Below are 25,841 nucleotides of genomic sequence, written 5' to 3'. Positions count from 1 at the left end.
CAGTCAGTGCTGGCAAGAGATCTCCAGCCTTCAACCCCGGCGGCTGATTCGAGAGCATGAGGGCAAGCCTTTCGATGTAGGGTCATTTCCGCCCCGGACTTCTTTCGCCGGTACCGAATCGCTGGATTGGGGTTCGCCTGCACGAGAAAAGGCCCGCGAGATCTTTTGGATCTCTCGCGGGCCGGTACCTTGCAAGCCACGGAGCTCCCGGGCGTGGGTGGCGTCGTCTTTCAGTGATGGTGCTCGCTCAGATCGTCCAGATCATGAGCCGCGTGACCTTCATGAGCGGCGTGACCCTCATGAGCAACATGACCCTCATGGCCGTCATGAGCGTGACCGCCATGAGCGTGGCCGTCATGACCAGCGTGACCATCATGCGTGGCGGCGGCCGGTTCCGCCACGCCCTCGAGGCGTAGGGTCTCGGTGTGCAGGTACTGGACAAGATCCGCCGCGTCGTTCTCGCCCAAGCCGAAAGCTGGCATGCGGACCGCCGGATAGGCGGCGTCGAGCATGACCGCGATCGGGTCCCCCTCGGCCAGCATCCGGTCTGGCGACATGATGTAGCGCATCAGCCAGTCGCGATCCCGGCGCAGCGTCACGCCTTCGAGGTCCGGCCCGACGCGGACCCCGTCACCGATCGAATGACACGCGGCACATCCTTTTATGAAGAGACCTTCGCCTTCCCGGTGGCGCGCGGCAAAGCGCTCCAGCGTCTCTCCCTCGATCACCTTGACCTCGGTCTGGGGCGGTTCCCAGTCGGGATCGAGCGCCAGAATCTCGGCGGTCGCCGTCACGAGGTTGCCCATCAGCGAGGAACGCCGCCATTCGCCCGTCAGGGGGTTGCCGATCAGCATGTCGCTGCGATGGTCGCTCAGCTGCTTGCTTCGCTCGCCAAGCTTGTAGCGCAGCAGCGCCACTTCCTCGGGATCGCCGGTCAGGAAATACCAGCCGGGCCCCGTGCCGAAGGCCGCCGCATAGGCCGCGAGTTCCTCGGGCGTGTCTCGTTCCGGCGTGAGAGAGATCGAGACGAAGACGATCTCCTCGCCCATGCGCTCATCGAGCCATTCATAGACCTTTGCGAGCCGCGCCGTGGCGAGGCCGCAGATGTCCGGGCAATCGAGATAGATGAAGTTGATGACGGCGATCCGCCCGTCCAGCACGTCATCCACGAAGCGGACCTTCTCGCCCTCCTGTGTCAGGAGCGGCGTGTTCGGAAAATAGTCGAGCTCCCACCTGGCCTGGGCGGCAGGTGCGGTCGCCAGGATGGCGGCGACCGCGAGCCCGCGCAGCATGAACCCCGGTTTCACTTCTGCCTCCTCGCCTTGCGCCGTGCGCGCTTGGACTTTTTGCGTGACTTGCGTGTCTTGCGCGTGGTTGACGGCTCGCTGGCTGCGACGCGGTTTATCGATGCCGCCATCTTTTCGTCATCATCGTCCTTGCCGACTCCCCCTTCGAAGTCGCGATCGAAGGGATTGCCCTCGGGCAGGATCTCGGGGTCGACATAGGTCACGCCGTATTTCGTCGGGTTCGGCGTTGGAACCACGCTGACGTGATACTTGGACTGCTTCGAATCATAGGGGTCGGTCAGCACGTCGTAGCGCGCCAGCATCGCCCAGTCCTCGTGCACGGTGTTGTGGCAATGGGTGACATAGGCGCCGCCATATTCCCCGAAGGTAACCTGGATCTTCACCTGTCCGCCGGCGCCGGTGCGCCAGACATCCTTGCGGGCACCGCGCTCGAGCGCAGACAGCTTCTTGCGGCCGCGGTCGATGGTAACACCTTCCTCGAAATGCAGGTGGATCGGGTGATCCCAACCGCCGCTGCTGTTCTCGAGAATCCAGTGCTCGGTCTCGCCGGGCCGCGGGACCAGCATGCTGACCCGGTTGGCGTTGAGGAAATGGTTCGATTCGCCGTTGATCCGGACGGTCCAGCCAAAGCCTTCCCGGTTGCGCTCGTCGCAATCGGGGAAGCATTCGTCCCTTTGCAACTCGCGGGGCGTATCGGTGCCCTTCCATTCGATATGGCGCACCCGGACCGGATCGATGATCGGGATCTGCTCGGTCAACTGCGATGGCACCCGGCTGTAGTCGGTGTCATTGGCGTAGTGCGTCTTGCCGGGGTTATCGACCGACTTGACGCTGTCGACGACGCGGAATTCAAGGAAGGTGCCGACCGCCGGGTCGTCGGTGTCCTGATCGATCGCGTCCTTCCGCGACAGGTACTCCTTCGGTCTCTCGCCGCTCTCGTGCTCGGCGACGTTGAGCATCCGGATCCTGCTGCCGATCGGGAACTGGCTGAAATCGACCACCACGTCGAAGCGCTCGGCCGTACCCATGGGATCGAGCTGGTTCACCGTGACCGGGTTGACCATGAGGTTGCCGTCGGTGGCGATCACAGTCATCGGCACCCAGCGGTTTCTCTGGTTGATCAGCCCGGGCCGGATGAATCGCGACATGCAGGCGTTGAGCAGCCGGAAGCGGTACTTGCGCGGCAGCACCTCGAAATACGGCTTGTAGGCGAAGTTGACGAGCATCAGGTCGCCGAGGAAGCCGTTGGTCTCGAAGATGTCGAAGAAGTACTGCCCGTCCTCGTCCAGCGCCGCGTCCGAGATCATCAAATTGACGTCGAAGTCGATATTGCCCCAGTCGAGCTCGGTGCCGCTCGGCAGCCGCAGGTTGACGCCATCATTGAGGCCCTCATGGCCGCGATCGGGGCCGCTATAGTAGTTCAGCGCACCCAGATGGCCCTTGTAGACGTTTTCGGCGGTGAAGAAGAACCGGTGGTCGTGGAACCACAGCGAACTCTGCAACTCGCGGAAATCGCCCTTCACGAGGTTCAGCCCGCCATAACCGTCAGGTCCCGAGGCGCGGGGGTCGGTGGCGTTGGTGTTGATCATGTCGGCCCGCGCCAGCGTCGTCGACCAGTGGTAGTCGTAGAACTGGCCGGTGAAGAAATGGGCGTTGGAGGCGCCGTCGCTGGCCGAGGCGTTGTGCGCGTTGTGGTTGTGCGTGGCCTGGCTGATCGAGCCGAAGCCGTTGTTCTTTTTGGGGTCATCCGGCACTTGGTTGTAGTGACGGAAGATCGCCGGCTCGCCATAGCGCATTTTCATCAGCGGCGGCGGCAGCACGGAATCCTCCTTGCGGCCGGAATTGAAGGTCCAGACGCTGTCGCGGTCCTGCTCCGGGAAATTCGGATGGAACGAGAACCCGTCATCCAGCCGGCCGAGCGTCATGATGAAGCCCTTCTTCGGCAGGTATTCCAGCCATCTCTGATGCGCGAAATATTCGCCCGGCGGCCGGCCTTCCATCGGGCCGCCCGAGAATTTCGGATTGCGGCACTCACGGCCGTCCGACTCGGTAAAGTCGGTATGGTAGGACAGACGCCGCGCCGCCGGTTCCTCCAGATGGGACGGAAAGGCGAGCTCGGTCTCACCGCCATTGGCGCGCGGCACGAGGTCGTGCGGCTCCTCCAGCCGCAGCCGCGGCATCGGCTGCGTGAAGGGCAGGGCGCCAAAGGTCGGGCTGCGCGGCACGCCAGTCGGCACGGCGGCGTAGGCACTCGTCGCAAAGGGGCTGAGGCCGTTGACGTTCGCCAAGGTGCCGAGGCCGGTGAAGATGCCCCACTTGAACAACTCGCGTCGGCTTACCTGGCCCTGCGAAAGCGCCTTGACGATTTCGGCGCGATTGTTGCGAGCGTTTTGCGCTTCCTTTTTGCGGCGGCGCGAGGCGTGAGGCTTGAGATACATAAATCCCTCCCGTGGGCGCTCCACAAATTGCGAAGCGCCGTGCGAATATTGCCTCTCCCGATGATTGGTTAATGGACGGAAACTGTCTATCGACTGAACGTCTTAAACAGAATTAGGGGCTTATGCCCCAATACAAGTGTTAACGGGGCTTGACGATTTACCGGGTATTCACGGCCGGGGTGAGTTTCCGAATTCCAGAAGCTGCGTCTCCAGCCGCCGCCCCGCGGCACCGGTGAAATTGCACGACGCGCAGCCGCTCCCCGCGCAGGCCGGGCATGGCTGCGCGACCAGGCGCTGCGACAGCACCCCGCGCAGGACGTCGGAGACCATGTATCGTGGCACGCCGAGATCCTCGAGCCTGAGCGCCGCCCCTTCCGCGCTGTTGGTGTGCAGCGTCGACAGCACCATCCGGCCGACCTGCGCCGCCCGGCAGGCGATCTCGGCGGTCTCCGGGTCGCGGATTTCGCCGATCAGGATCACGTTCGGATCCTGCCGAAGCACGGCTCTGAGCACCCGGGCGAAGCTCAACCCGATCGCCTCCTGCACCTGTACCTGCTGAATCCCTTCGAGATTGTATTCGACGGGATCCTCGACGGTGACGATCTTGGTCTTCGGCGTGTTCAGATGCGCGACGGCCGTATAGAGCGTGGTGGTCTTGCCCGAGCCGGTCGGGCCGGTGACGAGAAAGAGCCCGTTCGGTCTTTCGATCGCGCGACGGATGCCCCGGGCGATGTCTTCCTCGAACCCCAGCGCGTCCCAGCCGATCCTCAGCGCATGTGGATCGAGCACCCGAAGCACGATGCTCTCGCCACTCTGCGTCGGCAGGGAGGAGAAGCGGAAATCGATGACCCGTCCGGCCATCGGCAACGTGAGACGGGCATCTTGCGGCAGGCGACGCTCGGAGACATTGGCCGAGGCCATGACCTTGAGCCGTGCCAGTACCGCGGCGGGGCTGAGTTCGGACTGGACATCCTGTTTCACGAGCACGCCGTTGATGCGGAGCCTGACCGTGAGCGCATTGCCCGCGGCCTCGAAGTGGAGGTCCGACGCGCCGAGCGCGATCGCATCCGCGAGCTTGTCATTGACGAAACGGATGACCGGCCCCTCGGCCTCGGGTGGTTCCTCCGCCGTGTCGAGCCGTTGAATGCGCCGCCCGGTGGTGGAGCCGTCCTCGCGGACCTGCGAGAGAAGCTGGCGGATCGTGCGCCGCGTCGCGCCCCGGATCTCCACCTCTCGCCCCAGGTGAAAAGCGATCTCCTGCCGAAGCTCGGCATCGGCGGGATCGGCCAACAGAACGACCTGCGCCTCTGCCCCGTCCAGCTCGAGAGGGACCGCCGCCCGGTCGGTCAGATACTTGGCCGAGAGCCGGGCGATGGTGGCGACGTCCGGCCGCGTCCCGTCACCGGCGCGCCCCTCTTCGAAGCGGATATCGAGCTCGGCGCAAACCAGCGGCAGGAGCAGTTCCTCGTCGATCTGCCCGTGGTCGATCAGCGCCCTGTGGAGGGGAAGTCCTCGCTGCGCGGCCATCTCGCGTGCCGCCTTCAGCGCCTCCGGCTCCAGCAGACCAGCGACCGCGATGGCCTCGGCCAAGCGGGCGTCCCAGTCCGTTGCATAAGCCTTTCTTCCAATATCCACCGTCCCGGCCCGTGGTCTAGAATGCCCCAGCTAAGGGGATGACGGTGCAGACTGCTGTGTCAATCATGCGGACGGTATCAGTCATATGGGGCAAGGCCGGGCAGCGGCTTCGCGCTTTGCGGCATCTGCTGTTTCCCGATTGGCTGTTCGTCGCCGGCCTGCCGCCCCGCACGGCGCGCAGCATCGTGATCCGCAACACCCCGATCGGCGACGAGGAGAAGAGCCAGCTGCGTGCCTGCGGGCGAGGGCGCCAGCCCGTCGACCTCGTGTTGGCCTCCGACATTATGCTGGAAAAACGGATCAGCCTGCCGCGCGCGATCCGTCGAGAAGCCGAGGCGGCGATCTCTGTGCGGCTTCGCCAACAGATGCCCGCCGGAGGGGCCGGTCTGCTCTGGGCAGTGGTCCCCGGCGGACATGACGGAGACGCCATCGTCTACAGGGCCCTCATCGTCAAGCGGGCGGAAATGTCGGACCTGATCGACGAAGTGCGGCGCATGGGTTTCATGCCGCGGCGGGTCATCGCGGCTGGCGCGGCGGAGGCGAGGCCTTTCGTGGACCTGCGCCACGAGACCGACCGGCCGCAGCGGCTCTGGACGTTGATCGCCGCCTGCGTGCTCGTCGGGACGCTGGCCTGGGGAGGCTTCGGCCAGTGGCGGGAGCTGTCCACGCTCGCGGCCCAAGCGGCTGCGCTCGAGTTGGAAACGGCCCAGCTTCGGGAGCAGGCGGTCGCGGCGCGCGCACAGGCGACGACGCGTGACCAGTCGGTCGCGGAGATCGCCACGGAACTCGGGATCTTCAATCTCGAATATCGGCGGTTCCCGATCCTCGCGGACCTGACGGAGCGATTGGGCGACAACGTCCATCTGGAAGCGCTGCAGATCGATCGGGACGAGCTTTGGTTGGCGGGCCAGTCCGCCATCGACGTGGCCTCGTTGGTCGAGACATTGGGCGACGCGCCATGGGCGCGACATGCCCAGATCGACGGCCCGGTCTCGGTCGATCCGGTGACGGGCCAAAGCCTGTTCGAACTGCTGGTCGTGCTCGAGCAGGGGGAGGGCGGAACATGAAGGGGGGACTTCTCGGCATGATCGCCCCCTTCCTGTTGGCGGGGCTGGGCGCCGCTCTCTTCGCCGCCGTGATATACCCGGGCGAATTGCGCCGGACCGCACTGGAAACCGATCTGCAGCGGCTGAGCGGTGAGCGGGATGGTCTGCTGCGGCGCATCGGCGTTTGGGAGAGGGCGGGGGAGGGTGCGGAACTGCCGTCGCAGGTGGTGCAAACCGCCGCCGATCAGAGCGACGCCGTGCTGACCTTGCAAAAGACCCTCGTGGAGCTGGGGCGACAGTCCGCGTTGGAGCTTTCCGCCTTTGCGGAGGCCAGGCCCCCCGCCGAACTGACCCGCCCCGCCGTCGCGGTCGAGATCGAGGGCAGGAGCGATTTCACCGCCTTTGTCCGGCTCCTTGCCGGTCTCGAAGCCGTCACGCCGCGTCTGGCGGTCTCGCATCTGTCGCTGCACGAGGCCTCGCGCGAGCGGGACCTTCGGGCAAGCGGGCCGGTCGAGGCACCGGTCCTGTTCCAACTCGTGGTTTGGGGCTTCTGGGTACAGGAGGAGGAGGCATGACGCTGTTTGCCGCCTGGCCCCCCACCGCGCATCTCGCGGTCATTGCCGGGTTTGGCGCGATGGCGCTGCTGCATCATCGGGCACCTGAGCGGATCCTCCTGTTGGAACAGATCGATGCAGGCGCCGATGCGACGGTGGAAGCAGGGCCTACATTGGACATACCAGAGGCGCGGGATTACGCGGCTCTGCTCGCCGATCTCGCCGATCGGCCGCTGTTTTCGACCGGTCGCGCCGAGGACGCGGCAGATGCCGCGCCGATGCAGCCTGCCGCCGTGCCCGATGTCGCCCCCACCAGATCCGTTGCAGATCCTTCGACCGAGCTGCGCTTGCTCGCATCGATCCTGCACCCGTCAGGGTCGCGGGCCCTGGTCGTGTCAAGCGGAAGGTCCGAGCCCGTCTGGGTGGGCGAAGGCGATTCCGTGGCGGGCTGGACGATCACCGCCATCACCCAGCGCAGCATCGTGATGCGCTCCGAGGCGGAGGCCTCGGAAAGGACCGTGAAGATGCTGGAGTGAAGCTAGTCACCCGCCGTCGGGACCTGCACATTGCCATGGTCGCGCCGGCCGAGAGGGACCATGCCGATGCCGATGTTCTCCTATGTCGCCTATTCCGACAGTGGCCAGCGCGAAGCCGGCGAGATCGACAGCGCCTCCGAGGGCGGAGCCTATGAAACCCTGCTCGCCATGGGCCTTTCCGTCGTCGAACTGCGTGACGCGGGCAGCCCGTCGCGCACCTCTTGGCTGCGCCGCGAGATCGCGCTGCCACGTCGGCCCCTGCCACTGGGTGAGCAGGCGCTTCTGGCCGAGCAACTCGCGCTTCTGTTCAGCGTGCGCCTGCCCATCCCGAGCCTGTTGCGGGTCCTCGGACATGGCTCGATGCGGCATTCCACGAGAACGCGATTGCAGCGGGTGATCTGGCTCGTATCGGAGGGTCTGCCCTTCGCGCAGGCATTCCAACAGGTCGGTCCGCCCGTCTCGCCGGTCTTTCGGGAGTTGCTGGGTCTGGGTGAGGCCTCCAATGCCATGCCGGAGCTGTTGCGCGATCTTGCCGAACTGTTGCGGCGTCAGCAGAAGCTGCGTGCCCATATCACGTCGGCGCTGCTCTATCCGATCCTGTTGCTGGTAAGCGGGCTGGCGTTGCTGCTGCTCGTGACGATGTCGCTCGCGCCGGCTCTCGCACCGCTTTTCGACGGCGACGCGCGCCCCATGCCCACCAGCCTGTCCCTGCTTCTGGGCCTGCGGGAGTTCCTGCTTCAGTGGTGGCCGGCGCTCCTGCTCGCAGGCGGGGCAGGCTGCGTTGCCCTGCTGGCAGTGGCTGTGCGGCCGACTGCCGGACGGCTCGCTCTGCGCCTGCCCTTGATCGCCCCGGTGCTGCGCGACGCGGCGCTATTGCGACTGACCCGGGGGCTGCGCCTGTTGCTAAGGGCCGGGCTCATTCTGCCCGAAGCCCTCGAGGCCGTGGCCAAGGAAAGCGACATCCTCGCTCGGCCGGTGCGGGACGCCGCCGCTGCACTGAGGCGCGGCGGGCGGGCGCATGGCGCTTTCGCCGAGCACGAGACCGGCCTGCCGACGCTGTTCGTCGAGCTGTTCCGTATCGGGGAGGAAACCAACCGGCTGGAGGAGGTTCTGGAGACGCTTTGTTCCGTGCTGGCCACGCAACTCGAACGACGCGTGCAGGGGCTGCTGCAGGCGCTGACCCCGGCGCTGACGCTGCTGGTCGGCGGTGCCATAGGCGGGCTTGTCTTCACCATCATGGATGCGGTGATGTCGATCAATGAACTCGCCTTCTGAACACCGTCGGCCCCGGTCGGGCTTCACCTTGATCGAGACCTTGATCGCGCTCGCGGTCTTGGCCGTCGTGGTCGGGGGCGCGCTGGAGTTCACGCGTCTCCTGATGCGCCAGTCCTTCGAGCGCATGGAGCGTGCCTGGCTGGTGGAGTTGGCCCGCTCGATCAGTGAGGAACACCTGGCCACCCGCGGCGTATTGCCGGCCCGGGACGAGGGGCGGATCGGCGACTGGCTATGGTCGGTTTCGGAGGCGAGGGGCAGGGCCGGGCCGGGCTTGGTCGAGATCACGGTCACGGCCTGGCCGGTCGGCGATCCGACGCGCAAGGTCGAGTTTCGCAACCTTGCTTTGGATGAGGTCGAGTTGTGAAGACCGACAGGCCGCGCCACCCTCGACGGGGGACGAGCCTGCTCGAACTGTTGCTGGCGCTCGCCATGATGAGCGCGATCGCCCTCATCATGTCCGCCGCGCTGGGCTTGACGAGCCGGGCAGGGGTACGCTTTGCCGGTTCGGAGATCGGTACCGGGCTGCTGCTGAATCGAGACCGGCTGCGTCGCCTGATCGAAGACATGCCGCCCCAGGGACGATTATGGGGCACGGACGGTCGTCTTGAGTTCGAAACCTCGATCGAAGAGCCGCCCTTCTGGCCCGGCGATCTGGTGCATGTGACCTTGGAACGCGCCACCGTCTCGGGAGGCGTCAGCCCGGTCCTCGTGAGCGCTGCCGCGCCCGGCTTAGCTTCCACGGATGGACCCCGGACCGATTTCGCATTGGTCGAGCATTCGGACGGCCTGCAGCTTCGATACTGGGGTTCGCCAGTGCCGGGTATGCCGCCGGAGTGGCGCGAGGTGTGGCCCATGACGGCACCATTGCCGGAATTGGTGCGGATCGAATACGACGCCGCGGGTACGAGCCTGCCGCCCTTGGTCGTTCGACCGGCGCGAAGCCTGTCTCAGGAAGTGATGTCGCTATCCTCCCGGCTGCCGCCGGGCTGACCGTCCCGACCTAGCGTGATCAAGGCGAAATCGCCCTCCGCGCTCGGGTACTGATACAGGAACGGGCGGCCCCAGGGATCGGTAAGCGCCTCCTCCGAGTCGACATAGGGGCCAAGCCAATTTGCGGCCCCGACCGGCGGGGATATCAACGCTTTCAGCCCTTCCGTTTCAGTCGGATAGCGGCCCAGATCAATGTAATAGAGTTGCAAGGCGCCTTTCAGATTGGCCATCTGGACGCTGGCGGCCTGCGCCTTGGCCCGCCCGAAGCTGCTCATGAGCCGTGGCGCGCTCAGCCCGACCACGAGCGCGATGATCGCCAAGACCACCATGACTTCCAGAAGCGTCAGCCCGGCTTGCGCATTACGGGGTTTTCTCTTGTCGATTAATACCATGACACACTCGAAATCTGTAAAAGGAACACAAGATAGATCGCGTAGGCCAAAAAGGGCCCGAAGGGGATTTCTCGCGGCACCTCGGAGGGCCCGAACGGTTTTCTTGCCAGCGCCGCGATGATCCCGCCGAGGCATGCCAGGAACAGCGCCAGCCAAATATCCGCGAAACCGGTCCACAATGCGCCGGCACCAATCAATTTCGCATCTCCGATGCCCAGGGCTTCGCGGCCGCCGCGTTGGTAAAGATGGTAACCCACGGTCCAGAACAGGGCCATGAGCGCCACGGCTGCGCCGAGTTCGACAAACCAGCGATGCGGATGAACGAAATACTGGAATGCAACGCCGCCAACCGCGATGATGAGGACAGCTCCGTCGGGAATCTCGAACCGGCGCAGATCGGTCAGGCTCAACCAGATCAGGGGGAGTGCGAGGCCCGCGGCGAGAAGCGCCTCAAATCCCGCCGAAGCGCTCGCCGAGATGATCAGGAAACCGGCTGCATAGGCAAATGCGAGGGCAGGTACGGCAAGCAAAGCAGGGACGGTCATGAGGATTCATCCAGATGCTATCCGCCAGCCTAACCGAGGGGTTGTGCTCCTGGCAACGCTGTTGGGCGTCATGCTGGTCGCCGCAAGCGCGGTGGGGCTGCAACTCCGGGGCGCGTCCAATGCGAAAGTGCTGGCCGCCCTCGAACGCCGCCATGTCACGGCGCTGGATACGGCCTCCATCCGGGAATTGCTGCGCGCCCGTCTGAGCACGGCGGAGGCACGCGCCGACGGACTGCCACCGCGCGATGGCAGTCCTGTGACCTTGGCCTATCGAGGCTTCGAATGGGAGGTGCGGCTGAACGACATCGACGGGCTGGTCGATCTATATCTGGCGCCGCCGGAGGTTCTGGCGCTGCTGCCGGTCGACGGCGCGGAGCTCTATCATCGGCGCGAGGCCATGCGGGCGTCCTTGCCGCCGGGCACGCGTTACGCGAGCGAGCGGCAGACGCTTGCCCGACTTGGATATGATGCCACGACTCGGGCCGAACTTTATCCCCTGGTGACGCAGCTGGCCCGGACCGGCGGGATCAACCCCGATATCGCCCCGGATGCACTCCGGGAGAAAGCGCTGCGGCTGCAGGCACTGGACAGGGCGGGTGGTCAGGCCGTGGAACTGCGCATCCGCAGGCTCGGGTCGGAGGACCGCCCGCTCTAGCTATCGGCGATGCGGTTATTGGTCGGGGCAAGGGGATCGGATTCAGGGGGCGACGGAGCGGCAACGTCGCGATCACGGCCGTTGGGGTTCGGCGAGGCGGCAGGCGGGTTCAGGTCGCGCTCCAGCATCGAATCCGACATGAGTTCGTCGATGAACTGGCTCAACAGTTGCGGGCGTCCGGAAACCCCGGCCTTGCGGTAGACCGCGCTGGTCTGCGCCTTCACCGTGCCGGGGCGACTGTTGCGCAGATCGGCGATTTCACTGATCGACATTCCCTTGATCGAAAGCAGGGCGACGTCGCGCTCCGCCGGCGTCAGTCCCCAGTCGATAAAACGCTGTTCCAGGATCTGGGAAAAGGCGCCCGAAGCCGCCTGAAGCTGGGCTTCGACATAGGCGGTCCTTCGTCGGGCCTTGGACAGCGCCACGGCACCGAGAACGCTGCCGAGGATCAGCCCGATCGCGGCGCCAATCTCGATGAGTTCATGCGCAAACCAGCTGATCGTGGTGAGCCCGAGCACCGAGATTGCGATATTGCCTAGAAAAAAGAGACCGCAGACGGCCTGCACGGCCAGCACCGCCGTCAGAGGCCAGCCCCGAGTCACGGGCGATGCCGACGACAGGGGGCGATCAAGTCCTCATATGTCACCGATCTCCCCCTCGGCGGCCGCTGCGGTCATCATCGTCATCGTCATCGTCATCGTCATCGTCGTCGTCACGATCAGCGTCGTCATCGTCATCATCGTCACGATCGTCATCGTCATCGTCATCGTCATCGTCATCATCGTCACGATCGTCGTCGTCGTCACGATCGTCGTCGTCGTCATCCCGATCGTCGCCAAGGTCGATATCGCGGTCGTCGTCATCGCGATCATCGTCATCGCGATCGTCTTCGATGCGATCATCTTTGTCGGTTTCTTTCCCGCTGTCCCCATCCGAAGCGTTCGATGGCGAACGAACCCCGCTTGTCACCGGTCGGGAGCCGGAAGAGCCCGCGGCGCCATTGCCCGGTTCGACCAGACGCGGCGCCGTGCTGGCATCCCCGCGGCTTCGTTCCCGCACCCAGTAGTCGCGCAATATCTCACCGGTGGCTCCGTTGAAGACCAATTCGCGCTGCAGGTCATGCCGCCAGGCCAGAACGCGGGTCCGACCCAGAAGCGTCTGGGAAATCTCGATCCGCGTGAAGCCCTGAGCGATCAACTGCTGAACGATAGAATCCTGGATCGTCTGCGCCGCTGCCAGCTGTGGCAGGCTGGTCAGCAGCGCGGCCGCAGTCATCATCCGAACTGCGTTCCACCCATTGGCAATAATACCCATGCGCCTCTCATCCCGGGATGCGGAGAGCTGCCGGATCAAGTCCGGCAGCCCTTTCTCTCAGTCGGTTTCCAGATCGTCCAGACACCCGACGATGCGAGAGCCGTAGGCCGTTCTCCTGACCCATTCAGCGATCGTCGTCATCATCGTCATCATCGTCATCATCGTCGTCGCGATCGTCGTCATCATCGTCGTCGTCGTCGCGGTCGTCGTCGTCATCATCATCGTCGAAGCGGCCATCTTCGTCCCGCCGCCGCACATCGAGGAAGTCACGGTCCTCCTGCCGCAACTCGAAGCCGCTGCGCCGGTCGTCGTCGTCCGCTGCTTCGGTTTCCTGCTTCAGGATCCTCATCGTCGAGGAATCATAGATGACTTCGGTCTTCCGGTTTCCCGAGGTTGCTTCGACCTTGATCTGGTTCGGGCCCTCCTTGACCTCGACGCGGCTGTAACCAGCCTCCTTGTACTTCTGCAGAAGTGCCTCTCCGGAAGCAGAGACACCCCCGCCGCCGCCGCCGGTGTCACTCACGACGGGGCTTTCTCCGCCGCTCCGCCGTACCTCGACGAAATCACGGCTTTCCTGACTCAGTTCGAACCCGGCGCGCCGGTCATCCGCGCCGGCCATCTCGGTTTCCTGCTTGATGATCCTCATTGTGGCCGAGTCGTATATGACTTCGACCTTCTGATTTCCCGAGGTTGCCTCTACTTTGATCTGACTCGGGCCTTCCTTTACCTGAACGCGGCTGTATCCGGCCTCTCTGTATTTTTCCAAAAGGGCTTCGCCGGCGGGCGAGGCTGCAAGCGCGGAGGCGGATGCGGCCAGGAATGTGCTAGTCAACAGAATTCGTTTCATCGGAATATCCTTTTTGATCTCGGCAGGTGATCCGAGTGTCATTGGCCGGTTCGGCGGACGGCTGCGCCCCACGAGGAGATCGGGATTCGCTGTCGCTGGCTATCATCCGTAGGTTTATCGGATCAGAAAGCAGGGCGGATGCCGTGGCATAAACCTTGGTTTATGCTTGCCTCACGTTCGGGCTTATATGCTTCGTTTTGGCGGGGCGGACGAGGGAGGCCCTGCCAGTAGGGCGTGGGGTGGCATGCAGCGCTGTCGCTCGGGTCCTTTGTGAACCCGGGATTGTACCCCGGTCAGGCCGTCACGGTCCGAAGTTATGGCTAGCAAATAAGGTCGATTAATACCTTTGCCTCATTTTACGCACCGGCCGGGTATTATATTTGTTAATGGTAATTCTTTCGATCTTTAGTATATTGACGGATAATTAATTCCAAGGTACTATCTTTGAGGGCCGAGGGAAGTATGGGGGTGCGAAGCACAATACGGGACTACGGTGTGTATTTTTATTCAGTTTGACTTGTTGGTGGGTTTAAGGTCATGTCAGTGTCTATTTTAGCGCTTATTCCAGATACGAGTGAAGACAACGAAGTAGTCAAAGCCCTGCATGAATATAACGAGCAGAGCACCAGCGACCGAATCTGCATTGCCTCGCCCGAGGAGGGACTGGTCGGGCTTCCGGGGCGCGTGCATTCCTATGGCATGCGCCTGGTGATGATCGACTCCGGTACATTGGCGCGAAAGGGCAGCTCTACCGTCATGATGCTGCAACGCCGCTACCCCAAGGCCAGCATCGTCTGTATCGGAGGCCGGTATTCCCGTTCCAGCGTCCTGAGCGCACTTTCGCTCGGCGTCCACGGGTTCATCGGGCGGTTCCAATCGCCATCCCAGATCCGGCAAGCGATCGATATCGTGCTGAACGGTGGCATCTATCTTCCCGATCTCGCAACCGAACGCCCGCAGATCGAGGTCGTCGCCTCGTCCCGTAGCAGTGGTGGACGGGATCACATCGCAACGACGGAACGGCGCTATCAGGAGGAACTGGGCCTCTCGCCGCGCCAGGCGGTTGTCCTGGCCCTCCTGTCCGAAGGCATGACCAACAAGGCCATCGCCAGACATCTCGATCTCGCCGAGGCCACGGTAAAGGTGCATGTCAGCGCGATCTATCGCGCCCTGAGCGTTCGTAATCGTGCGGGCGCCGTGGCCGTCGCACTATCCTTGCCGCTCCGGGCCTCGGCTGACCCCGAAAGCCATTCGGAGGCTTCCGGACGCGCCTCCGGCGGGCTGTCGCCGGACCCGGTCTGACCTCCGGTCGCGAGAAGGCGCTGCTCCGCGGTCAACTGCGGAGCAGCGCCTGACAGGACCCGTCGTCGATACGCGATACCGCCAATACCGCCCCTGCCTTGGTGTCGGTGCGCCTTGAAGCCGGCAATGACTGGCCGCGGCACATCGCGGTCGCCGAAAGCCTCAGCGCGCGAGTACGAGCGGCATGCGCGCCGCGGTCAGCATCTCGCGCGTGGTGCCGCCGAAGAGCTGCTCGCGCAGCCGCGAATGGCCATAGGCCCCCATCACCACCGCCTCGGCGCCGGTGTCGAAGGCATGGCGTCGCAGCACCTCGGAGATACGGAACCGGCTGCGCGCCAGGACCGAAACCTCCACCTTGACCCCGTTGCGCGCCAGAAACAGTGCGAGATCGCCGCCCGGATCGGAGCGGTCGCCGACCTGTACGTCGGGATCGACGATCACCACGTCGACGCAGCCCGCGCGGCGCAGCATCGGCAGGGCGGCGCGCACCGCGACCATCGCTTCGCGGCTGTCGTCCCAAGCCACCATCAGCCGGGACGGGCTGGGCGCGATCTCGGCTCCGCCATCGGGAACGACGATCACCGGCAGCCCGCCGGTGAACAGCGCCGCTTCCAGCGTCGCAACCTGCAGCGGGCGCGCTTCGGGACCATAGGGCGCGGCGGCGACGATCCGATCGGCCAGCCGGGCAATCCGTCCGACTTCGTAACCGATGAGCCCTTCACGGATGTGGTGGCGATGTAGCTGCACATTGCCGCGATGCGCCGGGATCAGCGGCCGGATCTCGGCCTCCAACTCGCGGGCACGTTCGCGCGCGGCCTCCGGGTCGGGCATGGTCAGCATCAGCGCCGGTCCCGCCAGATAGGCGTCCGGCGGCGTGCTTTCGATCCCGAGGCAATGGATGTCGAGATGCGCCTCGTCGGTTTCGGTGAGCGCGAGCGCGGTGGCAATGGCCCCGCGATCCAGCGCGGCGTCGGTGGCCAGAACGGCGACGGTTCCTCGGGGCATGTGTCTCTCCTGTGAATGCGATGCGTCGAGGCTGCCGCTTTGCATGCCCTCGCGCCTTGATCCCGATCAAGCCGACGGGCGGTGACGCTTGATCCAGATCAATGCGCCGCCGCGACGGAGCGGCGAGTGCTCGGGGCAGGGGCCGGTACGGGCCCGGAGGCATCGATGGAGCAGGACATGAAACCGATCATCACCGCGGCCGTGCTGACGGGGGCGGCGCTGCTGGGCGCCTGCGCCGTGCCGGAGCCGGAATTGCCCACGGGGCGCGCGCTCTTCATGGAGAACTGCGCCGCGTGTCATGGCGCGGGCGGGCGGGGCGACGGGCCGCTGGCCGAGGGGCTGCCGCGGCCCCCGGCCGACCTGACGCGGCTGCGCGCCAAGGGCGAGCCGTTCCCGATGGTTCATGTCATGTCCTATATCAACGGCTATTTCCGGCAGGACGACCCGGCGCCAGTGATGCCCGAATACTCGCAGGTCTTCACCGGCCCGACCCTGCATGTCGATACCGGCGACGGGATCCTCACGCCGACGCCGCAGCCACTGGTCGCGCTTTCCGACTATCTCGAAACGCTGCAGGAGGGATGATCCAGATCAAGGCGCGCCGCCGTGCTCCGTCGATACTGAAGACAGGAGGACCTCGACATGACGCTTACACCGCTGATGAAACGCGTGGCGCTGGCCAAGTCGCTCGGTCTCGTGTTCGGGCTTGCAGCCCCGGTGCTGCTGACGCCGGTTTCGGCGGCGGAAACCATGCTGGTGTGGGGCATCGTGCTCTGGTCGGTAATCCTGGGCGCGCTGGTTGGGCTGTCGGGACAATTCGACCGGGTGCCGGTGTTCGACTTCCACCTGCCGGCCGGCTTTAGCGGTGGCTGGATCGGGTTCTGGATGGGCTTGGTGTTACTGCTCGTGGCGCAGGAGCCTTTGGGCGTCGTCTGGGCGCGCTCGGAATGGCTGCCGCAGCCGGGGCCGGGGGCTTGGTGGCTGATCGCCGAAGCGACGCTGATCGGCGCGCTGATCGACCTTGCGGTGACGGCGGTCACCGATCCGACGACCCGCGGCACCGGCCAGAGACGGCCGCGTCACTGATCGCCCATTTCAAGGGAGGAAACCCCATGCCCGGCATCCTGATGGCGAGCGATCTCTCGGCCCGGAGCGGCCATGCCCTCGAAAGGGCGCTGCAACTCGCGGCGACGCTCGGGGCCGAACTCGAAATTCTTCACGTGGTCGATGACAGCCTGCCGAGCCGCCTCGCCGAGGAGACAGGGCAATCCGCGTACGAGATGCTGTCGCGCGATACCGCCGGTGCGGCACGGGTGAACCTGCGCTTCGGCCATCCCTGGCGCGTGGTCGTCGACCATATCGCGCAGCGGCGCTTCGATCTGGTGGTGATGGGCGCGCATCGCGATCGCGGCATTCTCGACCTGTTTCGCGGCAGCGTGCTGCATCGCTGCGTGCAGATGTCGCAAGCCCCCGTGCTCGTGGTGTCGGACCGGCCGGTCCGCCCCTATGCCCGGCTGATGACCGCCACCAGCTTCGCGGCGCGCGATGCCGAGGCGGCGCGTCTCGCCGCGCGGCTGGCAAAGGGGGCGATGATGCGGCTCGTGCATGCCTACCGCGTGCCCTTCGGGGGGCTCGGCTACCGCATGGACGAGACCGGCGACATCACCAAGCACGACCGCGACGAGATCGAGGAGCCGATGCTGATCCAGCTCCGGCAGATGCAGGAGCGCCTGTCGCGGGATGGCGTCACGGTCGATATCGGGCTGATCGAGGGACGCGCGACGCAGGCCCTGCTCGATGCGGTGGCGCGCGAGGAGATCGACCTGCTGGCCATCGGCCGACATGGCGCCGAGGGGCACGTGCCGATGACCATGGGCCGCGTCGCGTCGGAATTGCTGGCCCATCTGCCCTGCGACCTCTTGGTGCATCCGGGCCGTTTGCCGCAGGCGCGGTGATCGCGCCCCCGGGCAGGCTCGGGCGAACGCGTCGCCGAATGACCGCTGCCATGCACGGGTATTCTGCACCGGGCCGCACCGGGCGGCTTGACCTGGATCAACGCGCTCTCGGACCGGCGGGGCTAGGGTCGATCCTGACAGAAGGGCGGATCCAGCGCCCGAACGGAGGCTCCGCTGATGCAAAGGATATTGATTGCCACCGACATGGCCGAGCAGGGCGATATCGCGCTGCGGCGTGGCGCGACGCTGGCCCGGGAATGCGGCGCGCAGCTCGTGCTGCTGCATGTCATGCAGGACGGCCTGCCGGACGATCTGCATGCGACCTTCGAGAGGGCGCTCATGGCGCGGCTGGAAGGGCAGGCCATCGGCCTACGCGACCGCCTCGGACTCGATGTGGTGGCGCGCATCGGCGTCGGCACCGACTGGATGGTAATCCTCGACCGGGTCGTGGAGGAGGGCGCCGATCTGCTGATCCTCGGCGCGCACCGGCATCCCGGCCTGATCGACCTGTTTCGCGGCACCACGGTCGAACGGGTCGCAAAGGCCTGCGGCGTGCCGCTGCTGGTCGCGCGTGACGACAGCGATCGGCCCTATCGTTCGGTCCTGCTTGCCACGGATTTTTCCTGCGCCGCGCGCGAGGCGCTCGTGGTCGCGCGCAAGCTGGCGCCCGCGGCACGCATCCGCCTGCTGCATTGCTATACCGTGCCGTTCGGCGGGGTGCTGCGCGGCACGGCGCGTGGCTCCGTGATGTCGGGTGAACGGCTGCGCGCGCGGGCCCGGGCCGAAACCGCCATGGAGACCTTTCTCGGTGGCATCGAGGATATCGTCGGCCCCTCCGACCGCGAACTGATCGAGGGCGAGACGGTTTCGGCGATCCGCGACGAGATCGGTTCCGCGCCGACCGATCTGCTGGTGCTCGGGACGCATACCCGCTCGCGGCTGTCCGAGGCGCTGCTGGGCAGCGTGGCGCGCGGCCTCATGGCGGACCCGCCCTGCGACATCCTCGCCGTGCCGCCCTCGATCCCCGACTGACCCCCTGATTCATCTGATCCTCGAAAGGAGACGATCCATGACCTGCCGTACCATCGCCCTGTGCTTTGCGGATGGCGCGAGCGCTCCGACCCTGGCCCGGACCGGCGCCGCGCTCGCGCGGCAGCATGGCGCGCATCTGCTCGGGCTTCATGTGCTGCCTGATCCCGTCGTCCATGCCTCGGTCTCGATGTATGTCACCGGCGAGATCCTGACCCAGATCCGCGCCGGGCAGCGCGACACGGCCCTCGAGATCGAAACCGCCTTCAAGGCGGCGGCGGAGGCCGAAGGCGTGACGCCCGAATGGCGCTGTCTCGAGGCGCGCCTCGCCACGATCGGCGAACGCCTGTGCGAAAGCGCCCGCGCCGCCGACCTGGTCCTCGTCATGCGGCCCGAGAAGGATGCGGCGGGCCGTCCGCAGGAGGAGTTGATCCGTCATGCGGGGCGCCCGGTGCTGATGATCCCGCCGGGCTACCAGCCCGGCGCGCTCGGAGCCTCGGCCGTGATCGGCTGGAGCGCCACGCGCGAGGCGACGCGGGCCGCGCATGACGCGCGCCTGCTGCTCGATGAGGGTGCCGAGGTGACGCTGCTCAGCGTCGAGAAGGCGCCGGACCCCGGCGAACAGGACTATCCCGCCAACGAGATGGCGGCGATGTTCAGCCGTCACGGCATGAAGGCGACCGTCACCCACAGGTCGCCGGGCGAGAGCCGCATCGCCGAGGTGATCGAGCGCGAGGCCTTCGAGACCGGTGCGAGCTTCATCGCCACGGGCGCCTTCGGGCATTCCAAGGCCTATGATTTCGTGCTGGGCACGGTGACGCGCGACCTGATGCAGCGCGCCAAGCGCCCGGTGCTGTTTTCGAAGTGAGGCGCGCGGCACCGATTTCGGGGTGGATCGATCCCGTGACCGGCGTGCGTCCCGCGGCCGTGAATGGCCTCTCGATGCTTGACCTCACCTGCTCGCGCGGCCCAGTAGCGGTGAGGCCATCCAAGGGAGCGACGCGTGCCGATCTTTCAGGTCAGGGGACTTCGCATCCTGTTCGTGCATATTCCGAAAACCGGCGGTTCCTCGGTCTCGCGCTGGCTCGGGGAGGCCGGCGCCGAGGCGTTCCGGATTCCGACGCGCACCGCCCTTCCATGCCCGCCGCAGCATTTCCACGCCGAACTGCTGGGCGCGCTGTTTCCCGGATCGGGGTGGTTCGACTATGCCTTCGCGATCACCCGCCATCCGGAGGCGCGGATGATCAGCGAGTATGTCTGGCGCAAGTCCGGCGGGCGAAAGCTGCGCCGATGGGGCGGGCTGCGCCGCCTGGCCGTTGCCGAGGTCTCGCCCGAAACGCGGGGTCGAGACTTTTCGCGCTGGCTGCGTCAGAACCTGCGGGCGGCCGAGCAGAACCCCTATCACCTGAGCAATCACCTTCGCTCGCAGGTCGAATTCACCGATCTGCCCGGGCTCGAGATCTTTCGCTTCGAGGATGGGATGGAGCCGGTCTTCGCGCGACTCTCGGAGGTGACCGGACTGGCCGCGCCGCACGATCTGCCGCGGGAGAAGGCGACGGGCGGGCTGGAGGTGCCGCTGCAGGCGGGAGACCGGGCGCGGATCGAGACACGATACGCGATGGATTACGACCGGTTCGATTATGGGCGCGGTGGGGCGGGCGGCGATTAGGCCTGCTCGGATCGGCCTTTCGGGTGCCGATCACGCGGATTTTTCTAGTCCGGTTTCGCACTAAAGCCTGTCGCGCCGCATGCGCCATCGCGTGCCGCGCGTCCGAAGAACCTGACAGCGCTCGCCAGTGCGACAGCCTTGCGGATCGGGCGCTGAATTCGCGACGCGACACCTTCGGCACGGAGCTACCCGGACGGGGAAGTGTGCTCTCTTTGCAGCGGCTTCAGCCATGTCACGAAGGCTTCGCCGAAGATCCTGCCCCGTGGGGACGGTATTCAGCCAAAGCGTGCGGGGGACTCACCCGCCAGTCGCGTGACCGAACACGGAACGCCCGGAACCGGGCATCGGAGGCGGGTTGTGTGCCATTCACGCACAACTCCCTGAAACATGATGCGTGACGCACCGTAAATCTCCGTGATTTGCCAGATCGTCGTCACCACATAATATGATGAAAGAAAAAGATTCGCCTGTGGGGGACGGGACCGCGCGACCAAGACGCGCCAACGGACGAGAGAATGGGCCGATGGATGTATTTACCCGCTACGCCGAAAGCTATGCGAACTCCCGAACCGAGGAGCTGACACTGCAGGAATACCTCCTGCGATGCCGGGAGGATCCATCGGTGCGTGCCACCGCTGCGGAGCGGATGATGCGCGCCATAGGCGAGCCCGAACTCGTGGATACGAGCCACGACCAGCGGCTCGGACGGATCTTCCTCAACCGTACCGTCAAGATCTACCGCGCCTTCGAAAGCCTCTATGGCAACGAGGAGGTGGTCGAACGGATCGTCGGTTTCTTCCGCCATGCCAGCCAGGGCCTCGAGGAGCGCAAGCAGATCCTGTACCTGCTCGGCCCGGTGGGCGGCGGCAAGTCCACCATCGCCGAGATCCTCAAGGCGTTGATGGAAAAGGAGCCGATCTACGTTCTCAAGGCCGGCGACCAGATCAGCCCGGTCTTCGAAAGCCCGCTGGGCCTGTTCGACCGCGAGCGTTTCGGCGATCTTCTGGAGGACAAGTACGACATTCCGCGCAGGCTCCTGACCGGGCTGATCAGCCCTTGGGCGGTGAAGCGGCTCGAGGAGTTCGGCGGCGACATCTCGCGCTTTTCGGTGGTGCGGATGCAGCCCTCGCGGCTTCGGCAGATCGGCGTCACCAAGACCGAGCCGGGTGACGAGAACAACCAGGACGTCTCGGCGCTGGTCGGCAAGCTCGACATTCGCAAGCTCGAACACATGGGTCAGGACGACCCCGACGCCTACAGCTATTCGGGTGGCCTGAACCGCACCACGCAGGGTCTTCTCGAATTCGTCGAGATGTTCAAGGCGCCGATCAAGGTGCTGCACCCGCTGCTCACCGCGACTCAGGAGGGCAGCTATACCGGCACCGAGAACATCGGCGCCATGCCTTATCAGGGCCTGATCATCGCCCACTCGAACGAGGCCGAGTGGCGCCAGTTCAAGAACAACCGCAACAACGAGGCCTTCCTCGACCGGATCTCGGTGGTGAAGATCCCCTATTGCCTGCGCGCCACCGAAGAGGCGCGGATCTACGAGAAGCTTCTGCGCGAAAGCTCGCTCGCCGAGGCGCCCTGCGCCCCCGAAACGCTGCCGATCCTGGCGCGGTTCTCGGTGCTCACGCGCCTGCAGGAGCACGAGAACTCGACGATCTATTCCAAGCTGCGGACCTATGACGGCGAGACGCTCAAGCACACCGATCCCAAGGCGCGGAGTCTTCAGGAATACCGCGACGCGGCGGGGGCCGACGAGGGCATGACCGGCGTTTCGACCCGCTTCGCCTTCAAGGTGCTGGCCGAGACCATCAACCATGACGTGGACGAGGTCGGCGCCGACCCGGTGCACCTGATGTACGTGCTCGAACAGGCGGTGCGGCGCGAGCAGTTCTCGGAGGAGACCGAGGCGCGCTATCTCGACTTCCTGAAATCCGAGCTGGCACCGCGCTATGCGGAGTTCATCGGCGAGGAGATCCAGAAGGCCTATCTCGAGAGCTATTCCGATTACGGCCAGAACCTGTTCGACCGTTACATCGCCTATGCGGATGCCTGGATCGAGGATCAGGACTACAAGGATCCCGACACCGGGCAGATGTTCGACCGCGACGTGCTCGAGGCCGAACTGGCCAAGATCGAAAAGCCCGCGGGCGTGTCCAACCCCAAGGATTTCCGCAACGAGGTGGTCAAGTTCGTGCTGCGCGCCCGGGCCGAGAACGAGGGCCGCAACCCCGATTGGCGCGGCTACGAGAAGCTGCGCCGGGTGATCGAAAAGCGGATGTTCTCGAGGGTCGAGGACCTGCTGCCGGTGGTCAGCTTCGGCGCCAAGCGCGACAAGGACACGGATGCGAAGCATGCCGAGTTCGTGGAGCGGATGGGCGAGCGGGGCTACACGCCGCGCCAGGTCAGGAGGCTCGTCGAATGGTACATGCGGGTGAACAAGGCCGGATGAGAAAGGGGCGGGCATGACGCATTTCATCGACCGCCGTCTCAACCCCAAGGGCCGCAGCACTCCCAACCGCCGTCGCTTCATCGGCCGCATCAAGGCGCATGTGCGCGAGGCGGTCGATGCCAGCGTGCGCAAGCGCGGTATCACCGACATGGAAGCCGGCACCGATGTCGCGGTGCCGCGCGACAGCTTGAGCGAGCCGAGCTTTCGCCATGCCTCCAAGGGCGGCACGCGCGAGGGCGTGCTACCGGGCAACCGGGAGTTCCAGGCCGGCGACGAGATCCCGCGCCCGCAGCAGGGCGGCGGCGGGGCGGGGCGCAAGGGGGCGCCGGATGGCGAGGGCGAGGATGATTTCGTCTTCGCCCTGTCGCGCGACGAGTTTCTCGACATCTTCTTCGAGGACCTCGAACTGCCCGACATGATCAAGCGCAGCCTCGCCGGCAGTTCGGTGGCGCGGCCGCGCCGGGCCGGGCTCTCGGTCACCGGCGCGCCCGCCAATCTCAATGTCGGGCGCACCATGCGCCGCGCCATGGGTCGCCGCATCGCCCTGCGCCGCCCCTCCGACGCGAAGCTCGAGGAGTTGCGAGAGCGGCTCTTCGCGCTCGAGGCGGTGTTCGAGCCCGACGCGGCGCAGCGCGCCGAGATCATGCGCCTTCAGGCCGAGATCGAGGCCCTGACCGCGCATCGCAAGCGGGTGCCCTATCTCGATCCGCTCGACCTGCGCTACAGCCATTTCGAGCCGCAGCCAGAGCCGCGCGCGCAGGCGGTGATGTTCTGCCTGATGGACGTCTCGGCCTCGATGGGCGCACGCGAAAAGGATCTCGCCAAGCGGTTCTTCGTGCTGCTGCACCTGTTTCTCACGCGGCGCTACGAGACGGTGGATCTGGTCTTCATCCGGCACACCCATCTCGCTTCGGAGGTCGACGAGCAGACCTTCTTCTATTCGCGCGAGAGCGGCGGCACCATGGTCTCGACCGCGCTGGCCGAGATGAACCGGGTGCAGTCCGAGCGCTACCCGGCCTCGGAATGGAACATCTACGCGGCGCAGGCCTCGGATGGCGACAATTACCAGGGCGACAGCCGCGACTGCCAGATCTGGCTCGAAAGCGAGCTTTTGAAGATCTGCCAGCACTTCGCCTATGTCGAGATCATCGGCGAGGCCGAGGCGCGGATCCTGCGCGACGCCGCGCGCGGCACCGAGCTGTGGATGGCCTATCGTGAGGTGGCCGAGCGCTGGCCCAACTTCGCGATGCGCCGGGTCGCCGGTCCGGCCGACATCTATCCCGTGTTCCGCGATCTCTTCGCCCGCCGCACGGAGGCCGCCCATGGCTGATCTCCTGTTCGACGGTCCGGACTGGAACTTCGACACGCTCAGGCGCACCACCGAGGCGATCGAGCAGATCGCGCGCGAGGATCTCGGGCTCGACGTCTATCCCAACCAGATCGAGATCATCTCGACCGAGCAGATGCTCGACGCCTATTCCGCCACCGGCATGCCGCTGATGTATCGCCACTGGTCCTTCGGCAAGCAGTTCATCCACCACGAAAGGCTCTACTCCAAGGGCGTGCAGGGGCTGGCATACGAGATCGTCATCAACTCGGATCCCTGCATCTGCTACTGCCTCGAAGAGAACACCATGCCGATGCAGGCCCTGGTGATCGCCCACGCCGCCTTCGGTCACAACCACTTCTTCAAGTCGAACCACCTGTTCCGGCAATGGACCGACCCGCGCGGCATCCTCGACTATCTCGATTACGCCCGCAATTTCCTCGGCCGGTGCGAGGAGCGGCACGGGCCGGGTCGGGTGGAGCGGACGCTCGACGCCGCGCATGCGCTGATGAGCGCTTCGGTGTTCCGCCATCGTCGCCCGGCGCAGCCCTCGCTCAGGGCCGAGGCCGAGCGTGCCGAGCGGCGCATCGAGGAGGACGAACGCGCCGCGCATTACCTGTGGAGCCGGCTCGAACGGGAGCGGCGGCCGCATGATCACGAGAACGCCGCGGCCGAACGGCGCCGCATGCTGGGCCTGCCGGAAGAGAACCTGATCTACTTTCTCGAACGCCACAGCCCGGTGCTCGAACCTTGGCAGCGGCAGGTGCTGCGGATCGTGCGCAACCTCGCGCAGTATTTCTACCCGCAGCGTCAGACCCAGGTGATGAACGAGGGCTGCGCCTGCTTCGTGCATTTCCACATCCTCAACAAGCTGCACGAGCAGGGCCGGATCGGCGACGGCGCGATGCTCGAGATCCTGCACAGCCATTCCAGCGTGCTGTTCCAGCCCGGTTACGACCACCCGGGCTATGGCGGCATCAATCCCTACGCGCTGGGCTTCGCCATGATGCGCGACGTCCAGAGAATCTGCGAGGCCCCCGAGCCCGAGGACCGCGAATGGTTTCCCTCGATCGCCGGCTGCGGCGACTGGCGCGGCGTGCTCAAGGACGCCTGGGCCAATTTCCGGGACGAGAGTTTCATCCAGCAGTTTCTGAGCCCGAAGGTGATGCGCGACCTGCGGCTCTTCGCGCTGCGCGACGCCGAGGCCGAGGACACGCTGAAGGTCACGGCGATCCATGACGAGGCGGGCTACCGAGCGCTGCGCGACACGCTGGCACGCGGCTACGACCTGTCGAACCGCTCGCCCGATATCGAGGTGATCGACGCCGACCTCGCCGGCGACCGGGTGCTGCGGCTGCGCCACGTGCTGCGCAACGAGGTGCCGCTCGATCCGCGCGAGCGCGAGGCGACGCTCGCCTGCCTGCGCGAGCTCTGGGGCTACGAGGTGGAGATCGACGAGATGACGGGCTGAGCCACCCGAACGCATGCTTCAAGCAAAGATATTTTAAGCTTGAAATGAATCGGGGCGCATCTTAGCCTCCTCGCAACAGCTCGGGGAGGGG

Annotated in this window: 26 protein-coding genes; 17 read left to right on the top strand and 9 right to left on the bottom strand. The window is 65.5% G+C overall.

What is annotated here, in order from left to right; all coding sequences use genetic code 11:
- Window positions 1-230 precede the first annotated feature (230 nt).
- The 3 genes from O4G76_RS02750 to O4G76_RS02740 form a co-directional block, all read right to left on the bottom strand.
- Window positions 231-1,307: an SCO family protein gene (locus O4G76_RS02750; RefSeq protein WP_269395886.1), complete on the bottom strand. Its 1,077-nt coding sequence runs from the start codon at window positions 1,305-1,307 to the stop codon at window positions 231-233.
- Window positions 1,304-3,745: a multicopper oxidase family protein gene (locus O4G76_RS02745; protein WP_269395885.1), complete on the bottom strand. Its 2,442-nt coding sequence runs from the start codon at window positions 3,743-3,745 to the stop codon at window positions 1,304-1,306. The genes O4G76_RS02750 and O4G76_RS02745 overlap by 4 nt, the downstream gene beginning before the upstream one ends.
- A 168-nt stretch (window positions 3,746-3,913) precedes the next feature.
- Entirely contained in the window at window positions 3,914-5,335 is a 1,422-nt protein-coding gene (locus tag O4G76_RS02740; protein ID WP_269395884.1) for a GspE/PulE family protein, read from the bottom strand.
- Window positions 5,336-5,418: 83 nt separating this feature from the next.
- On the opposite strand from O4G76_RS02740, the gene O4G76_RS02735 reads away from it, so the two are divergent.
- From O4G76_RS02735 to O4G76_RS02710, 6 genes are all read left to right on the top strand, one after another.
- Entirely contained in the window at window positions 5,419-6,447 is a 1,029-nt protein-coding gene (locus O4G76_RS02735; protein WP_269395883.1) for a PilN domain-containing protein, read from the top strand.
- Complete coding sequence (locus O4G76_RS02730) at window positions 6,444-7,001, top strand: GspMb/PilO family protein (protein WP_269395882.1); 558 nt, start codon at window positions 6,444-6,446, stop codon at window positions 6,999-7,001. Before O4G76_RS02735 ends, O4G76_RS02730 begins: the two co-directional genes overlap by 4 nt.
- Entirely contained in the window at window positions 6,998-7,516 is a 519-nt protein-coding gene (locus O4G76_RS02725; protein WP_269395881.1) for a hypothetical protein, read from the top strand. Before O4G76_RS02730 ends, O4G76_RS02725 begins: the two co-directional genes overlap by 4 nt.
- A gap of 66 nt (window positions 7,517-7,582) precedes the next feature.
- Complete coding sequence (locus tag O4G76_RS02720; protein ID WP_269395880.1) at window positions 7,583-8,791, top strand: type II secretion system F family protein; 1,209 nt, start codon at window positions 7,583-7,585, stop codon at window positions 8,789-8,791.
- On the top strand, window positions 8,775-9,155 hold the full coding sequence (locus O4G76_RS02715; RefSeq protein ID WP_269395879.1) for a type II secretion system protein: 381 nt from the start codon (window positions 8,775-8,777) through the stop codon (window positions 9,153-9,155). Before O4G76_RS02720 ends, O4G76_RS02715 begins: the two co-directional genes overlap by 17 nt.
- Window positions 9,152-9,781: a hypothetical protein gene (locus tag O4G76_RS02710; protein ID WP_269395878.1), complete on the top strand. Its 630-nt coding sequence runs from the start codon at window positions 9,152-9,154 to the stop codon at window positions 9,779-9,781. Before O4G76_RS02715 ends, O4G76_RS02710 begins: the two co-directional genes overlap by 4 nt.
- Here the strand turns inward: O4G76_RS02710 and gspG are convergent.
- Together gspG and O4G76_RS02700 are read right to left on the bottom strand one after the other, a co-directional pair.
- Complete coding sequence (gspG, locus tag O4G76_RS02705) at window positions 9,739-10,173, bottom strand: type II secretion system major pseudopilin GspG (RefSeq protein WP_269395877.1); 435 nt, start codon at window positions 10,171-10,173, stop codon at window positions 9,739-9,741. The genes O4G76_RS02710 and gspG overlap by 43 nt on opposite strands.
- Window positions 10,164-10,718: an A24 family peptidase gene (locus tag O4G76_RS02700; RefSeq protein WP_269395876.1), complete on the bottom strand. Its 555-nt coding sequence runs from the start codon at window positions 10,716-10,718 to the stop codon at window positions 10,164-10,166. The genes gspG and O4G76_RS02700 overlap by 10 nt, the downstream gene beginning before the upstream one ends.
- A 61-nt stretch (window positions 10,719-10,779) precedes the next feature.
- On the opposite strand from O4G76_RS02700, the gene O4G76_RS02695 reads away from it, so the two are divergent.
- Window positions 10,780-11,373, top strand: coding sequence for a hypothetical protein (locus O4G76_RS02695; RefSeq protein WP_269395875.1), 594 nt, complete (start codon window positions 10,780-10,782; stop codon window positions 11,371-11,373).
- On the opposite strand, the gene O4G76_RS02690 is transcribed toward O4G76_RS02695, so the two are convergent.
- The 3 genes from O4G76_RS02690 to O4G76_RS02680 form a co-directional block, all read right to left on the bottom strand.
- Window positions 11,370-11,948, bottom strand: coding sequence for a helix-turn-helix transcriptional regulator (locus O4G76_RS02690; RefSeq protein WP_269395874.1), 579 nt, complete (start codon window positions 11,946-11,948; stop codon window positions 11,370-11,372). The genes O4G76_RS02695 and O4G76_RS02690 overlap by 4 nt on opposite strands.
- Window positions 11,949-12,015: 67 nt before the next feature.
- A complete protein-coding gene (locus tag O4G76_RS02685) occupies window positions 12,016-12,687 on the bottom strand; it encodes a hypothetical protein (protein WP_269395873.1) in 672 nt (223 codons plus the stop codon).
- Between the two features lie 124 nt (window positions 12,688-12,811).
- Complete coding sequence (locus O4G76_RS02680; RefSeq protein ID WP_269395872.1) at window positions 12,812-13,534, bottom strand: hypothetical protein; 723 nt, start codon at window positions 13,532-13,534, stop codon at window positions 12,812-12,814.
- A gap of 543 nt (window positions 13,535-14,077) precedes the next feature.
- Between O4G76_RS02680 and O4G76_RS02675 the strand changes: the two genes are divergently transcribed.
- The gene (locus tag O4G76_RS02675) at window positions 14,078-14,836 is read left to right on the top strand and encodes a response regulator transcription factor (protein ID WP_269395871.1); all 759 of its coding nucleotides are present in this window, start codon (window positions 14,078-14,080) and stop codon (window positions 14,834-14,836) included.
- Between the two features lie 162 nt (window positions 14,837-14,998).
- Here O4G76_RS02675 and O4G76_RS02670 read toward each other — a convergent pair whose 3' ends face one another.
- Window positions 14,999-15,841, bottom strand: coding sequence for a universal stress protein (locus O4G76_RS02670; RefSeq protein WP_269395870.1), 843 nt, complete (start codon window positions 15,839-15,841; stop codon window positions 14,999-15,001).
- A gap of 177 nt (window positions 15,842-16,018) precedes the next feature.
- Between O4G76_RS02670 and O4G76_RS02665 the strand changes: the two genes are divergently transcribed.
- From O4G76_RS02665 to O4G76_RS02625, 9 genes are all read left to right on the top strand, one after another.
- A complete protein-coding gene (locus tag O4G76_RS02665) occupies window positions 16,019-16,426 on the top strand; it encodes a c-type cytochrome (protein WP_269395869.1) in 408 nt (135 codons plus the stop codon).
- A gap of 57 nt (window positions 16,427-16,483) precedes the next feature.
- Window positions 16,484-16,927 (top strand): hypothetical protein, encoded by a 444-nt coding sequence (locus tag O4G76_RS02660; protein ID WP_269395868.1) that lies wholly within the window; start codon window positions 16,484-16,486, stop codon window positions 16,925-16,927.
- Window positions 16,928-16,953: 26 nt separating this feature from the next.
- The gene (locus O4G76_RS02655) at window positions 16,954-17,796 is read left to right on the top strand and encodes a universal stress protein (protein ID WP_269395867.1); all 843 of its coding nucleotides are present in this window, start codon (window positions 16,954-16,956) and stop codon (window positions 17,794-17,796) included.
- A gap of 177 nt (window positions 17,797-17,973) precedes the next feature.
- Window positions 17,974-18,828, top strand: coding sequence for a universal stress protein (locus tag O4G76_RS02650; RefSeq protein WP_269395866.1), 855 nt, complete (start codon window positions 17,974-17,976; stop codon window positions 18,826-18,828).
- A gap of 37 nt (window positions 18,829-18,865) precedes the next feature.
- Window positions 18,866-19,693: a universal stress protein gene (locus tag O4G76_RS02645; RefSeq protein WP_269395865.1), complete on the top strand. Its 828-nt coding sequence runs from the start codon at window positions 18,866-18,868 to the stop codon at window positions 19,691-19,693.
- A 135-nt stretch (window positions 19,694-19,828) separates the two neighbouring features.
- Window positions 19,829-20,494, top strand: coding sequence for a sulfotransferase family 2 domain-containing protein (locus O4G76_RS02640; protein ID WP_269395864.1), 666 nt, complete (start codon window positions 19,829-19,831; stop codon window positions 20,492-20,494).
- Between the two features lie 523 nt (window positions 20,495-21,017).
- Window positions 21,018-22,952, top strand: coding sequence for a PrkA family serine protein kinase (locus O4G76_RS02635; protein ID WP_269395863.1), 1,935 nt, complete (start codon window positions 21,018-21,020; stop codon window positions 22,950-22,952).
- Between the two features lie 13 nt (window positions 22,953-22,965).
- Entirely contained in the window at window positions 22,966-24,282 is a 1,317-nt protein-coding gene (locus tag O4G76_RS02630; protein WP_269395862.1) for a YeaH/YhbH family protein, read from the top strand.
- Entirely contained in the window at window positions 24,275-25,750 is a 1,476-nt protein-coding gene (locus O4G76_RS02625) for a SpoVR family protein (protein WP_269395861.1), read from the top strand. The genes O4G76_RS02630 and O4G76_RS02625 overlap by 8 nt, the downstream gene beginning before the upstream one ends.
- Window positions 25,751-25,841: the final 91 nt, after the last annotated feature.

Origin of the sequence: Limimaricola sp. G21655-S1 (genome assembly GCF_027213785.1) — a bacterium.
Taxonomy (GTDB): Bacteria; Pseudomonadota; Alphaproteobacteria; order Rhodobacterales; family Rhodobacteraceae; genus Limimaricola.
Note: the sequence above shows the minus strand (reverse complement) of the source record. Positions and strands in the feature narration are given on the sequence as shown.

What these genes read in the sequence shown, in the direction of transcription:
- O4G76_RS02720 (WP_269395880.1), top strand. Translation starts at nt 7,583, where the DNA reads ATGCCGATGTTCTCCTATGTCGCCTATTCCGACAGTGGCCAGCGCGAA.
- O4G76_RS02650 (WP_269395866.1), top strand. Translation starts at nt 17,974, where the DNA reads ATGCAAAGGATATTGATTGCCACCGACATGGCCGAGCAGGGCGATATC.
- O4G76_RS02715 (WP_269395879.1), top strand. Translation starts at nt 8,775, where the DNA reads ATGAACTCGCCTTCTGAACACCGTCGGCCCCGGTCGGGCTTCACCTTG.
- O4G76_RS02685 (WP_269395873.1), bottom strand. Translation starts at nt 12,687, where the DNA reads ATGGGTATTATTGCCAATGGGTGGAACGCAGTTCGGATGATGACTGCG.
- O4G76_RS02700 (WP_269395876.1), bottom strand. Translation starts at nt 10,718, where the DNA reads ATGACCGTCCCTGCTTTGCTTGCCGTACCTGCCCTCGCATTTGCCTAT.
- O4G76_RS02670 (WP_269395870.1), bottom strand. Translation starts at nt 15,841, where the DNA reads ATGCCCCGAGGAACCGTCGCCGTTCTGGCCACCGACGCCGCGCTGGAT.
- O4G76_RS02630 (WP_269395862.1), top strand. Translation starts at nt 22,966, where the DNA reads ATGACGCATTTCATCGACCGCCGTCTCAACCCCAAGGGCCGCAGCACT.
- O4G76_RS02680 (WP_269395872.1), bottom strand. Translation starts at nt 13,534, where the DNA reads ATGAAACGAATTCTGTTGACTAGCACATTCCTGGCCGCATCCGCCTCC.
- O4G76_RS02655 (WP_269395867.1), top strand. Translation starts at nt 16,954, where the DNA reads ATGCCCGGCATCCTGATGGCGAGCGATCTCTCGGCCCGGAGCGGCCAT.
- O4G76_RS02745 (WP_269395885.1), bottom strand. Translation starts at nt 3,745, where the DNA reads ATGTATCTCAAGCCTCACGCCTCGCGCCGCCGCAAAAAGGAAGCGCAA.
- O4G76_RS02645 (WP_269395865.1), top strand. Translation starts at nt 18,866, where the DNA reads ATGACCTGCCGTACCATCGCCCTGTGCTTTGCGGATGGCGCGAGCGCT.
- O4G76_RS02625 (WP_269395861.1), top strand. Translation starts at nt 24,275, where the DNA reads ATGGCTGATCTCCTGTTCGACGGTCCGGACTGGAACTTCGACACGCTC.
- O4G76_RS02635 (WP_269395863.1), top strand. Translation starts at nt 21,018, where the DNA reads ATGGATGTATTTACCCGCTACGCCGAAAGCTATGCGAACTCCCGAACC.
- O4G76_RS02735 (WP_269395883.1), top strand. Translation starts at nt 5,419, where the DNA reads ATGACGGTGCAGACTGCTGTGTCAATCATGCGGACGGTATCAGTCATA.
- O4G76_RS02665 (WP_269395869.1), top strand. Translation starts at nt 16,019, where the DNA reads ATGAAACCGATCATCACCGCGGCCGTGCTGACGGGGGCGGCGCTGCTG.
- O4G76_RS02725 (WP_269395881.1), top strand. Translation starts at nt 6,998, where the DNA reads ATGACGCTGTTTGCCGCCTGGCCCCCCACCGCGCATCTCGCGGTCATT.
- O4G76_RS02730 (WP_269395882.1), top strand. Translation starts at nt 6,444, where the DNA reads ATGAAGGGGGGACTTCTCGGCATGATCGCCCCCTTCCTGTTGGCGGGG.
- O4G76_RS02660 (WP_269395868.1), top strand. Translation starts at nt 16,484, where the DNA reads ATGACGCTTACACCGCTGATGAAACGCGTGGCGCTGGCCAAGTCGCTC.
- gspG (WP_269395877.1), bottom strand. Translation starts at nt 10,173, where the DNA reads ATGGTATTAATCGACAAGAGAAAACCCCGTAATGCGCAAGCCGGGCTG.